The organism is Sunxiuqinia rutila, from assembly GCF_050589705.1.
Taxonomy (GTDB): Bacteria; Bacteroidota; Bacteroidia; order Bacteroidales; family Prolixibacteraceae; genus Sunxiuqinia; species Sunxiuqinia rutila.
In genome coordinates, this window is record NZ_JBNGOT010000009.1 from 170,575 (window position 1) to 182,926 (window position 12,352).

Below are 12,352 nucleotides of genomic sequence, written 5' to 3' on the forward strand. Positions count from 1 at the left end.
AATTACGACAGCGCTTCAACTGCTGGCTCTTCCACGCAGGCGAGTAATTTTTTCACTTGCTGATATACATTTTGACCGGTAAAGCCAAATTTTTCATCCAACACCTGGTAAGGCGCAGAGTAGCCAAATGAGTTTAAGCCCCAAACGGTTCCACGGTTGCCAACCAAGCCTTCCAGCGTAGTTGGCAAGCCGGCTGTTAAACCGAATACCGGGCAATCTTCCGACATCACTGCTTGCTGATATTCTTTGGGTTGATTACGGAAGATCCCTTCCGAAATAGCCGATACAATCCGAACCTTCACTCCATCTTTACGCAACAGCTGAGCACCTTCAAATAAAGTTGCGACCTCGGAACCTGAAGCCACCAGCACTACTTCCGGATTCTCATCTTCATTAACAATGTAAGCTCCCTTTTCTGCCTGACGGGCTTCTTCCTGAAGGGTCGTTTTAGCCGGTAAGTCCACAATATTTTGACGCGACAACAAAAGGCCGGTCGGTGTTGAATTATTTTTCAGGGCCATTTCCCAGGCTACTGTTGTTTCAACAGCATCAGCCGGGCGTAGCACCATCATGGAATTTGCTCCATGGTGATTCTTCAGCTTTTCCAGCAAACGAATCTGCATTTCCTGCTCAACAGGCTCATGCGTTGGGCCATCTTCACCAACCCGAAATGAATCATGTGTCCAGATAAACTTAACGGGCAGCTCCATCAAAGCAGCCATCCGCACAGCGGGTTTCATGTAATCAGAGAAAACAAAGAAAGTTCCGCACACGGGAATAACGCCGCCATGCAAAGCCATCCCAATGCACAAGCAAGCCATCGTTAACTCTGAAACTCCGGCCTCCAGAAAGGCTCCGCTAAAATCTTTTTTACTGAAACGATGTGTTTGTTTCAAAAAGCCATCGGTTTTATCTGAGTTAGATAAATCAGCCGATGAACAAATCATATTTTCAATATTTTGGGCAAAAGCACTCAATACAACAGATGAAGCCGCACGGGTAGATTGATTTGGTTTTTGCTGAATGCCCGCCCAATCCATGTCCGGCACATCACCTGAAAAGAAACGTTCCAATTTCGCGGCAAGCTCCGGATTTTCCTGAGCCCATTTGGCCTTATTGGCGTAACGTTCGGCCACGACTTCTTCCAATTCAATGTGACTTTGAGCATACAAATCCTGCACCTCAGGGAAAATGACAAATGGATTTTCCGGATCGCCTCCCAAGCCCCGAATGGTCTCATCAAATGAAGCACCAGAAGCCGACAACGGTTGTCCGTGCGTTGACAGCTGGTTGCCAAAATCTTTGCGTTCGGAAGTAACGGCGCCTTTCCCCATCACCGTCTTCCCAATGATCAGTGTTGGACGTTCGGTTTCAAACATCGCATCTTTTAAAGCTTCGCGAATCGCTTTGACATCATGCCCATCAATTTCAACAACAACCCATCCCCAGGCACGGTATTTCATCGCTACATTTTCAGTAGAAACCGTGTCAACCGTAGTTGAAAGCTGTACATTATTTGAATCATAGAACATGACCAGATTATCCAAACCTAAATGTCCGGCAATCCGGCCTGCCCCTTGTGAAATTTCTTCTTGTATGCCGCCATCGGAGATGTAAGCATAAATGGTTTGATCCATCACCTCGCCAAAGCGAGCTTTTAAAAACTTGGCAGCAATAGCAGCACCTACAGCATAAGTATGTCCCTGTCCCAATGGACCCGAGGTATTTTCTACTCCACGGGCAATATCCAACTCCGGATGACCGGAAGTAACACTTCCCCATTGACGGAATGCCGCCAGTTCATCCATCGTATATTTTCCTGTTAATGCCAACACCGAATACAACATGGGAGACATATGGCCAGGATCAAGAAAAAAACGATCCCGACCTTCCCACTCGGGATTATTAGGATCATAAATCAGAAATTCTGAAAACAAAACATTAATAAAATCAGCTCCTCCCATGGCACCCCCAGGATGTCCCGACTTGGCTTTTTCAACCATAGCAGCGGACAAAATACGGATATTGTCCGCTGCTCTCTTCATTGTTTCAATCTCGTTCATTGTTGTTCCTATTTTCTTCTGTCCTTGCTTATTTTTCAATTCTTTTTGCATACTCCCTGCCGTTTGATCCATCTTATTCTCCTATTTCTTGTATTTCAAATACTCCCGATACCTTATCTGATGAATGGCTGCATATTCTTTCCGCGGATAATATGTTTCTGAAAATCCCTGTCCCATGGTTTCCTGCGCCTCTTCAATGCTCGCATGCACACCTGAAGCGACAGCTGCGAACATGGCAGCACCCAAGGCACACGACTCTTTGGCTTTCGTAATTTTCACCGGCAAGCCTAGTACATCAGCCATTGTCTGCATGACAAAGGCTGACTTTTGAGCAATTCCGCCTGCTCCAATCACCTCATTAACGGACATCCCATTTTCGACATAGCGATCAACGATCGCTTTCAACCCATAAGTTGAAGCCTCTACCAAGGCTTTAAAAATGGCCGGAGCATTGCTTCCCAAGTGTAAACCTGTCACACTTGCTTTCACCGACTCATCTGCATCTGGCGAGCGACGCCCGTTAATCCAGTCTGTCGCTAAAACCGAATGAGCATCAACAGGAAGCTTTTCAGCTTCAGCTGTCAGCCAGGGAATCATTTGTTCGCTCATTTCTTTCACCAAGCGCTCCCGCAATGGCTGATCCAACCAATCAGCCTGAGGCAATAACTGCTCAAAAGGTCCTATCAACAGATCCTTAAACCATGCATATAAATCGCCAAAAGCAGGCTGTCCGGCTTCAAAACCAATCAGCCCAGGCACCACCGAACCATCCACCTGACCGCAAATTCCAGGGACGACCGAAGCACCCACTTGATCCTTCTCGGCCACCAAAATATCACAGGTTGATGTTCCCACAACGCTCACCATAACGCCGGGTCTTATTTGAGCGCCAACAGCTCCAACATGGCAATCAACAGCTCCAACAGCCACCTTTACATCCGTGGAAAGTCCAAGTCGTAATGCCCACTCCTCCGTTAATTTTCCAATTGGAGTATCGCTGGTGTAAGTTTCCTGATAAGGGCGAAATAAAAACTCGGAAAAGTCGGGAGCCAATTTTCGCATAAATTCTTCGGAAGGAAGCCCTCCCCACTCTTCGTGCCACATGGCTTTATGACCTCCGGCACAGCGACTATATCTTCGCTCGTTCGGATTACTGATTCCGCATAGCAAATTGGGCAGCCAGTCACAATGCTCAACCCACGAAAAAGCCCGTTTGTGCACGCTTTCATCTTTGCGCAATAAATGGAGCACCTTTGACCAAACCCACTCCGAAGAGTAGCGGCCTCCACTGTATTTGTTGTAGTCAATGGACCACTGTCGAACTAAATCATTAATTTCCTCGGCTTCCTGCACAGCGGTATGATCTTTCCACAGAGCAAACATCGCATTGGGATTTTCACCAAACTCAGGCAGCAAAGCCAATGGGGTTCCGTCAACATTGGTCAAACAAACGGTGGAGCTTGTTGTGGCAAATGCAATTCCGACAACAGCAGCTCTCTGGCTCGGCGTCGCTGTTTGCAACATCTCAACCACAGCCTCCTCGAAAGCATCCAGGTAATCAGCAGGATGCTGGCGATACTGATTTACTTCCGAATTGCAGTACTTTCCTTCCATCCATCGCGGATAAAACCGAGTGGCTGTTGCTTGAATTTCTCCGGAATGTGCATCAACCAAGACAACCCGGCAGGAATCAGATCCAAAGTCAGCTCCAATAACCCCTTTCATAACTTCTATTTATTGTTTCGCGAAAGCTTTAACAGCTCTCCAAATGTTTCAATCGTTGGTGTCACCAAATTGGGTTTTGGGACTGCTTTTACGGCATCTTCTTCGGTCGCTTCACCCGACAATACAAGCACTCCAAAACTATTGGCCCGGTGTGCCATCAAAATATCGGTATAAATCCGGTCGCCAATCATAGCAACTTCCTCACTTTTCAGGTTGTGTAGTTCTAAAATACCATTGAGCATTTCAGGCTGAGGTTTTCCTAAGACGACATCAGGCTCGCGCCCAACTGATTTTTCGATTGCTGCACAAATGGAGCCGCAATCAACCAAAACCACAGGTTCATCGGTCGGGCAAACATAGTCCGGGTTGGTTGCCACATACAGTTTTTTCTGCGAAACCCACCAAGCTGCACGCGACAAGCGATCGTATGCCAGGGTTAAATCAAAACCCACTACAACAGCATCCGGCTCTTCCTTCGGATCATTTGGAACGGACTCAAATCCGGCCAGTTCAAACTCCTCAATCATACTTGGTGTTCCTAAGATAAACAGGCGTTTCACTTCTGGATGATGCTTCATCAAATAAGTAATGGTAGCTTGCGCTGTGGTGTACAATTCTTTCTTGGTAGCCACAACTCCCATCTTTCGCAAATGCTCCAAATAGTCAGCTGTACTTTTCGACGGATTATTCGTCAAAAATGAATAACCAATTCCCATCGCCTTTAGATCAGCCAGAAATTGCTTGGTATAGGAAAACAGCGTATTCCCTTTATAAATAGTGCCATCCATGTCCAGAGCAACATGCTTGATCTTTTGCAAATGGGTGTACAAAGCCTGCTCATCCGGAAAGGATGATAAAAATACTTTATCGTCTAACATAGTTTTTATTCAAATATTTCGTTCAACCACTGATCCAGGTAACCCGTTCTTATGGCAATATCCAGAATCGTAAAACGGGACCGAATGTGTGATGCCCTGATGAATGAACTTTTCATGCGTTTGCGGGAAATACCAATTTGCTCAGGCTCTACCGGAGCACCAACAGCCAATAGTCTTTTTTTGACCTCTTCTGAAGGAACCAGTTGTTCAGTCAGACGTGCTTTTAACACCGGCCAGTTTGTTTTAAGCTTTTGCAGCTGATCGCTCAAAGCGTCTTTATCGATGTATTTATTCTGAGTTTGCGTCAAGGCTGTTTCCAGAAAGTCAGTATTTTCAAACTGCTCTTTTATCTTTTGCTCCCATTCCGGCCATTCATCCCATTGTTTACAACAGGCTTCTACATCCAACAAATCCAATGGAGTTTGAAGCATTTTTTCGTACAAACGAGTAACAGCCAAAGTGGCAATTCCGACTTGGAAACCGTGCGATGGCGTTTCCCCTTCATAGGTATGATGCTCCATGTTCCACAAGTGGCTGAACTGATGCTCAGCGCCGGATGCCGGACGGCTGGTTTGTGACCACTGCATGGCAAAACCTCCTAAAATCAATCCTTCAACCAACGGTGTAATTGCCGTTAGCTGACCATTTTTAGCTCCTTCCGGATCGGCCAGTGCCTCTTTCAGTCCATCCTGTACAATTGACCAAGCCCGTGGATCAATCGGTTCCTCCTCCAACGCATCAGCAATAATCCAGTCGGCACCAGCGGTTACTTTTGCAAAAAGATCGGCATAGCCAGAAGCGGTCATCAACGAAGGAGCCTGCCTGATGATTTCAACATCAGCCAAAACAGCCTGAGGGGCCGGACATGAAAAGGTTTGTTTAGCTCCCTGAAATGTAATGGAAGCACCAAAAGCTGTGTATCCATCCATAGACGCAGCTGTTGCCACACACATATACGGTCTGTCGGCGCGGGCTGCTGCCAGTTTGGTCAGGTCATTCAATGTGCCTGATCCAACTGCTACAGGAATGGCATCATGCTTTTTTAAAGACGCTTCCAGCTTCTCTACATTTCCGAATTCAGCATACGGCTTTGGCTCGTCATAAACGAATGGCTCCACTTCGGTCATTCCCTTTTTCTTCAGGCATTCAAACACCTTTTCGCCTGCAATCTTCCAAGTGGTTTGATCGCATACCACAACAGCTTTCCGCCCGTCAAAATTGGTTTTGAATAAATCAGGAACCTGTTCTATTATCTTCTCGTCTATGATCAAAGCTCGCGTATCCCGAGCTGAATCCAGCGCTTCTTTTACATTCAGTTTCATTTGAACTATCTAATTTTTATTACATTGTTTTTGCATTGTTCGGAAGAGTAATAAAGCGGGTGAGGAAGGCACTTAGCAGATAAAGCCCGGCAAGCAGCCAAATCACTCCCTCACTTCCGATTAACTGATAAAAAACACCAACCAGCAATGGGCCTACAAACACCGGAAGTCCAGCTCCCAGGTTTAAAACAGCCATTGCGGCACCTTTATCTTCTTTCACCAGCGATGGCACCAAAGCAGACAAGGGCACATACCCCGCCAGCAAGGCTCCCCACAAGGTTCCGGCAGCCATGACAATCCAGAAATTACTATTGCCAAATACCGGGGAATAATAAAACAACAGCGTACTTATAGCACAACCAACACCTCCAAACCAGATTACAGTATTGCGCCATCCAACGCGGTCGCCAACAAATCCGAAAATCAGGTTGAAAACAATATTACCTGTAAAAATGGTCCCCCAGATCTGCAACCATTCCGTTGTATTAAATCCATGTTCGGCCATGTACAAAGGCAAAAAGACCGGGAACGCAAATTGTGCGGTGGTATTAATCACCCGAACGATCCCTCCCAACAAAACTTTGGGTTCGTCGCGCATGATGGTGATTCCTTTCATCAGGTCTTTCATTTTTGAATCAGCCCCCTTGCGCTCCAGTTTCGTGTACTTATTCAACACCAAGGCAAACAGTGCCCCAATCAAAGCCCAGAACACACTGGTCCATAAAGTTGAAATATGACCAAATTCAATGATGGCCCAGCTGGAATAATAAGCCCCGAGCACATTAAGTCCACCGGTAAAGACGAACCAGAACCATCCAACGGCTCGCCCCAGTTGTTCTTTCGGCGTGCTGTAGGTTATCCACACCAAAAAGGCGTAAGCAAACAAAGGATAGCCGAAACCTCGAACAGCATAGGTGACCAGCATCACCGGATAATTCAAATCAGGCATTCCCATCCCAACAAATCCAACGGTTCCTAACAGGTAAAGCAGCAGCCCGTAAAACATTGTTTTTCGGGCGCCATAGGTTTCTGCCAGCACACCTGAAAACCAGGACGAAATGGCAATTGTAATTCCGTATACTGTAAATAAAGCGGCTGAGGCTTCCAGGCTAAGTCCCCGATCAATTAAATAAGGACTCAACCATCCTTGCTCAATCCCATCTCCCATCATAAAAATTAGCACGCCAAGATATCCCCACGACAAATGTTTGGGGAGACCAGCATGGCTAAAAAAGGCACTTGATTGGTTTTTCATCGTTTAGTTGTAGTTAGTTCGTATTTCATTCGATCTGACGTTACGGGCTTGCAAAGCAAGGAAGCCTATTTCACCAGCGGCCAGATCTCCGTTGGAAAATCAGACTCCACGATATCGGGGTTTGCCTTAAGCGACTCAAGATACGCTTGTTTACGCTCCTCCTCCGTTTTCAATTTATCATGGGTAGGCGAATACGAAACCATGCAACGAATTCCCTGAGCTCTTAGTTTGGCTACAATTTTCTCATTGGACTCATCAATGGTTCGGCCTACATAAGCAATCATATTGTCAGCCGGAACTCCCGAGATCATTAAATCTTCAAACTCCTTGGCATTTCTGGCGAAGGCTGAAAACATAATCGTAGGAAAACGATCATAATAATACCGGGCCTGCGCACCTGTATGCACGGTTAGCATCACATGATTTTCTGCCTGATGCTTTTTAATCAGCGCTGCAATCATCTCCAAGGGAACATCTTTTTTATCCAGGTTGATGACAGTCTTCCCTCTGCTCCACTCAATTACCTCCTCCAGGGTAGGGATCCGGCACGAAGTCACGTTACCTTCACTATCTTTCAAGCGAACGTCCTGCAATTCCTCCCAGGTATAATCTGCCAAACGTCCTGTTGCATTGGTTGTGCGATCCAGTGTTACATCATGCATCAATACGATCACACTATCCTTGGTTAAGCGAGGATCAATCTCAAAAAATGCAGGCATCTGCTCCAATACATTTTGAAAACCTTCGATGCTGTTTTCAGGAAAGCCTTTCTCCCGTCCACCACGATGCCCACTTACAATGATGGAGCCATCCTCTTTGTACCGGAAGAAATCCTGAATCTCTTTCGTGGATTTAAACTCAATATAGTTGCTTTTGGCCTGCTGGGCCGACATGGAACATCCTGATAATAACAAGAATGCTACTGAAGCAAGCTTAAAAAGAAAAGTTTTACTGGTTATTATTTTCATATACCGTTATGTTTAGTTTTGATTTATTTTTACAAACTTCCAATTTAACAAATTAAATCAGATAACATTTAGCTAGTCGGTTAAAGGTCGTCACCTGCTCGTTCACCCATTCATTACTTTTGCCCAGTTCCGAAGCCAAAATTGCAGCCACGCGCGGAGCCATCTCTATGGCAGCACGTGCATCCAAAAACAAAGCACGCACCCGACGAGCTAATACATCTTCCACAGTTTGAGCCATTTCTTCACGCACAGCCCACAGTACATGAGACACCCTAAACGTGTAGTCCGGATGCAACAGTTCCTTGTTCGTGGCATCAGCCTGTTCCAGTAAACGAAGTTTCTCCCGGTCGCTGCCGTAAACGTAATCCCAACCACTCTCCGGCTCCTGAACAGCATAACCATGCAGTTTCATATCAGCCGTAACACAGCTACGAGCCGGCAAATCGCCAATACCAATGGCCCGGTCAACAACCTCTTCAGCCATTTCCCGGTAGGTCGTCCATTTCCCACCCGTTATGGTCAACAATCCTGAATCTGCCTGATAAATTTTATGACTACGTGAAATTTCTTTCGTTTTCTGATCATCCCCATTGGTTGGAGCAGCTAACGGACGCAGACCGGCAAAAACCGAAAGCACATCGGACCGTGTTGGCTGTTTCGAAAGATACTGACCAGCCTGATCCAAAATAAAATCAACTTCTTCTTCCAATGCACACGGTTCAAGCGCAGCCTGATTCAAAGGCGTATCTGTTGTTCCCAAAACGACCTTGTCGTGCCATGGAACTCCAAAAAGCACCCGCCCATCGCGGGTTTTAGGGATCATCAGGGCAGAATCACCACCTAAAAATTTCCGATCAACAACCAGGTGAACGCCCTGACTTGGCCGTACTTTCTTATTGGATTGGTGGCAGTCCATTCCCATCACATCATCAATAAAAACACCAGTGGCATTGACCACCACCCGACTGCGAACTGTGAAGTTACGACCATTCAGCAAGTCCACGGCACGCACTCCACAAACCCGACCACTGTTATCTTTCTCCAAGCCATCTACACGCACATAATTCAAACAAGCGCCACCGTAATCAAAAGCTGTTTGCGCCAGTGTTATGGCCATTCTCGAATCATCAAACTGCCCATCATGATAAACAACTCCTCCCATCAGTCCTTCCCGCTTTAGACCGGGAATCTCTTTCCCTATGCGCGAACTTGAAAGCGGCAGTGAACGTCCCAGCCCCAACTTACCGGCCAACAAATCATAGCAGGTCAGACCAATGGTATAAAACGACTGCTCCCACCATTTGTAGTTGCCAATAATAAAACGCATGTCCCGAACCAGATGCGGTGCGTTACGACGCATACGCCCCCGCTCCCGCAAGGCATCAATCACCAGCTTAACATCTCCCTGAGCCAGGTAACGAACTCCTCCGTGAACCAGTTTGGTACTCCTGCTCGACGTGCCTTTCGAAAAATCATCCTGCTCCAACAAAACCACACGATACCCGCGCGATGCTGCATCAACTGCCACGCCCAAACCGGTGGCTCCCCCACCGATTACCAAAATGTCACACTCATAACTACCGGAACTGATTGCCGCGGCGAGATCTTCTCTTTTCATAGGTTGCTCTATTTTATCTAAAAACATTCAAAAGCGAAAAACACCAACCTCAAATGTTTCTTTTCCTTTCCTTTATTAGTTTAACTCGAAACAAACATACATAAAAAGAAAATATCAACAACTATTTTCTTTTCATTTTTCGCTAAAAAAGCAAAAACAAACACAAAAAACAACGATAAGAAACAATGCAATACTGCGCAAAACCTAAAAACACCATTTAAAAGCCTATATTTGCATAAACGATAATACATAAACGCCATGCTAAGTATCGCTGAAAGACACAAGTACATCCTGGACATGCTCAACAAAAACGGCTTCATCAAAGTCTCGGATATTGCCCGTGAACTGGATGTTACACCGGTCACTATACGAAAAGACCTAAAATACCTGGAAGAAAAAAAACTGCTTTATCGTACTCACGGAAGTGCAAGCCCGGTAAATCCGCACACGGTTGATATCAATCTTCAGGAGAAAGAAAAGATGCGAACTTCCGAGAAAAAGAAAATTGCCATGGCTGCCTGTAAACTCATCGAGGAGAACGATTCGATTATTATTGCGTCCGGCTCAACGGCCCACACCTTTGCGCAGGAGCTAAACCCGCAGGAAAACCTGACTGTAATCAGTGCCTCATTGAAAACCTCCATCCTTCTGAATGAAAAACCAAACATTGAACTAATTCAACTGGGGGGAATTGTGCGAAAAAACTCTTTTTCTGCCGTAGGCGATTTTGCCGCCAAGCTCTTTGATGACCTGACCTGCTCCAAACTCTTCCTGGGCGTGGACGGCATTGACTTTGAAAACGGGATTACCAATTCAAACATAGAAGAAGCTATCCTCAATAAAAAAATGATGAAAGCCGCATTACGGACAATCATTCTTACTGATTCTTCTAAATTTGGGAAAAGAGGCTTTGGCAAAATTTGCAACCTCGACCAAGTTGATGTAATCATTACCGATGCAGGAATCCCTCAGCATACGGCTAGCACCATTGAGGAAATGGGTATTGAATTGATTATCGTATAATCGCTATTCAAGCAAGAAGAAACCAAAAGGAAAACAGCATATTGAAAGAACAACGCCAAAGAAGAGCCCCAAGGTCATTACCGAGCTAATCACCAAAGAGTGTACTCATTACTCTCTTTCCAACTCTTGAATTCGTTGTTCCATCGCGTTTAATTGTCGGGTAAGTTCTTCAATTTTATCGAGCAACAGGCGATTCACCTCCACCAGGCTCGCTTCGTTTTCACCAACGGTAAGTGCTTTTTTAAGCTCTTTTACTTCTCTGGCTGACTTCCCCTCGAAAAGCAAGGTCGAATCAACCAACACATCCTTCGCATGCAGCTTTCTTTCCGCACGCATTGCTTTGTGCGAGTGATCAGCACCAATAAAGACATCGCCCGTCTTGCCGGCAACAAGTATCGAAATCACTTTCGTTTTTTCGTTTTGCGATGTATTGATTCCGAATAGCAAGTTTTCGTTTTTCGAATCAAAGCCGACAAAGCCATGAGCCAAATTTTCCCCTTGGAAACGGATAAAATTCAACTGCTGCTTCGAATCCAACTGCAAAGCCCTGTGTCCCGAGAGAATTACCTGCCCCGAATCATCGAGCCGAAGCGCCGAGCCTGCCGCGGTATTTTCCAAGGCTACAAACCGCTCATTCTCCGAGTTTCGAATTTGCCCCCGCACTCCTCGATCCGTTTTAAACACAATCCTGCTGTCATCGCCCAATAGCGAAAGATCGGCCTTTTCAAGCGTCATCTCACCCTCAAAATAAGAGTTTCCCCTCACCTGAAAGCGCGCATTATCCAAATCATCAATTGCCCCTATCACGGTATTTCCCTTGTCCGAAATCATCAAGGGAAATTGCCACCGACTTCCATCGTAGTAGGAAAAAGACAAGGCATGCGGCACATCCTGCTTATGCGAGATCTGCCAAAGTTTAGGCACAGCCTCATCACTCTTTAGTTCCAACGCCGAAAAAGAATAGCCACTTCCTTTTCCCTGCACTGAAAGAAAGTTACCTTTCACAGCCAGCTTGCCATAAAAGGTACTCAGCTGATTGCTGGTTGCCTCAAAAACTTTGGTTTTCTTCCGGCCGTCCGAAAAGTCAATTACAAAAGGCTTAAAAACCCCCTTACCCCGTTTTTGCAGGCGAATGCCAAACTGCTTCTCCGAAGCATAATTCTGATTGTACAAATCCAAAAAATCAATCCCCAGCGAGTCGGATTCATTCATCAGTGTTAGCGTAGATTCAAAAGGTGTTTTGTCGGGTGAGTTGATCTGAAGAATAGAATAGTAGCCCCGATCACGCTTCAAATCAAACACCTGCGTTTCCTCTCCTTCAATTTGGAGTTGCGACAAGGAATAACTTCCGGACTGAAAGACAGCCAAACTGTCCTTTTCCTGCGTTTTCGCTGCCATGCTTCCACCGACATTGGATGCCCCCCCCTCGGCATTGGACTGAGCCATTGCAAAAACACCTAAAAATAGCAGATAAAAAAGTAAGCCTATTGTCTTCATTTA

General features: G+C 45.8%; 9 protein-coding genes. 1 reads left to right on the forward strand and 8 read right to left on the reverse strand.

Features of this window, described 5'->3' with window-relative positions; genetic code table 11:
* Positions 1-2: 2 nt before the first annotated feature.
* The 7 genes from ACRD6K_RS13305 to ACRD6K_RS13335 form a co-directional block, all read right to left on the reverse strand.
* A complete protein-coding gene (locus tag ACRD6K_RS13305) occupies positions 3-2,114 on the reverse strand; it encodes a transketolase family protein (RefSeq protein WP_430973632.1) in 2,112 nt (703 codons plus the stop codon).
* A 30-nt stretch (positions 2,115-2,144) separates the two neighbouring features.
* The gene (locus tag ACRD6K_RS13310; RefSeq protein WP_430973633.1) at positions 2,145-3,788 is read right to left on the reverse strand and encodes a ribulokinase; all 1,644 of its coding nucleotides are present in this window, start codon (positions 3,786-3,788) and stop codon (positions 2,145-2,147) included.
* Between the two features lie 5 nt (positions 3,789-3,793).
* Positions 3,794-4,666 (reverse strand): HAD-IIA family hydrolase, encoded by an 873-nt coding sequence (locus ACRD6K_RS13315; RefSeq protein WP_430973634.1) that lies wholly within the window; start codon positions 4,664-4,666, stop codon positions 3,794-3,796.
* 5 nt (positions 4,667-4,671) lie between these two features.
* Positions 4,672-5,988, reverse strand: a complete 1,317-nt coding sequence (locus ACRD6K_RS13320) for a sn-glycerol-1-phosphate dehydrogenase (RefSeq protein ID WP_430973635.1) — start codon at positions 5,986-5,988, stop codon at positions 4,672-4,674.
* 19 nt (positions 5,989-6,007) lie between these two features.
* Positions 6,008-7,243, reverse strand: coding sequence for an MFS transporter (locus ACRD6K_RS13325; protein WP_430973636.1), 1,236 nt, complete (start codon positions 7,241-7,243; stop codon positions 6,008-6,010).
* 65 nt (positions 7,244-7,308) lie between these two features.
* Positions 7,309-8,211 carry a glycerophosphodiester phosphodiesterase family protein gene (locus ACRD6K_RS13330; protein ID WP_430973637.1) on the reverse strand — a complete coding sequence of 301 codons (903 nt, stop codon included), beginning with the start codon at positions 8,209-8,211 and terminating at the stop codon, positions 7,309-7,311.
* 52 nt (positions 8,212-8,263) lie between these two features.
* A complete protein-coding gene (locus tag ACRD6K_RS13335; protein WP_430973638.1) occupies positions 8,264-9,829 on the reverse strand; it encodes a glycerol-3-phosphate dehydrogenase/oxidase in 1,566 nt (521 codons plus the stop codon).
* A gap of 258 nt (positions 9,830-10,087) precedes the next feature.
* Here ACRD6K_RS13335 and ACRD6K_RS13340 point away from each other — a divergent pair, with 258 nt between their 5' ends.
* On the forward strand, positions 10,088-10,852 hold the full coding sequence (locus tag ACRD6K_RS13340; RefSeq protein WP_430973639.1) for a DeoR/GlpR family DNA-binding transcription regulator: 765 nt from the start codon (positions 10,088-10,090) through the stop codon (positions 10,850-10,852).
* Between the two features lie 108 nt (positions 10,853-10,960).
* On the opposite strand, the gene ACRD6K_RS13345 is transcribed toward ACRD6K_RS13340, so the two are convergent.
* Entirely contained in the window at positions 10,961-12,349 is a 1,389-nt protein-coding gene (locus ACRD6K_RS13345; RefSeq protein WP_430973640.1) for a hypothetical protein, read from the reverse strand.
* Positions 12,350-12,352: the final 3 nt, after the last annotated feature.

Coding starts and splice junctions, on each gene's coding strand:
- ACRD6K_RS13345 (WP_430973640.1), bottom strand. CDS start 12,349: ATGAAGACAATAGGCTTACTTTTTTATCTGCTATTTTTAGGTGTTTTT.
- ACRD6K_RS13325 (WP_430973636.1), bottom strand. CDS start 7,243: ATGAAAAACCAATCAAGTGCCTTTTTTAGCCATGCTGGTCTCCCCAAA.
- ACRD6K_RS13310 (WP_430973633.1), bottom strand. CDS start 3,788: ATGAAAGGGGTTATTGGAGCTGACTTTGGATCTGATTCCTGCCGGGTT.
- ACRD6K_RS13335 (WP_430973638.1), bottom strand. CDS start 9,829: ATGAAAAGAGAAGATCTCGCCGCGGCAATCAGTTCCGGTAGTTATGAG.
- ACRD6K_RS13305 (WP_430973632.1), bottom strand. CDS start 2,114: ATGCAAAAAGAATTGAAAAATAAGCAAGGACAGAAGAAAATAGGAACA.
- ACRD6K_RS13320 (WP_430973635.1), bottom strand. CDS start 5,988: ATGAAACTGAATGTAAAAGAAGCGCTGGATTCAGCTCGGGATACGCGA.
- ACRD6K_RS13315 (WP_430973634.1), bottom strand. CDS start 4,666: ATGTTAGACGATAAAGTATTTTTATCATCCTTTCCGGATGAGCAGGCT.
- ACRD6K_RS13340 (WP_430973639.1), top strand. CDS start 10,088: ATGCTAAGTATCGCTGAAAGACACAAGTACATCCTGGACATGCTCAAC.
- ACRD6K_RS13330 (WP_430973637.1), bottom strand. CDS start 8,211: ATGAAAATAATAACCAGTAAAACTTTTCTTTTTAAGCTTGCTTCAGTA.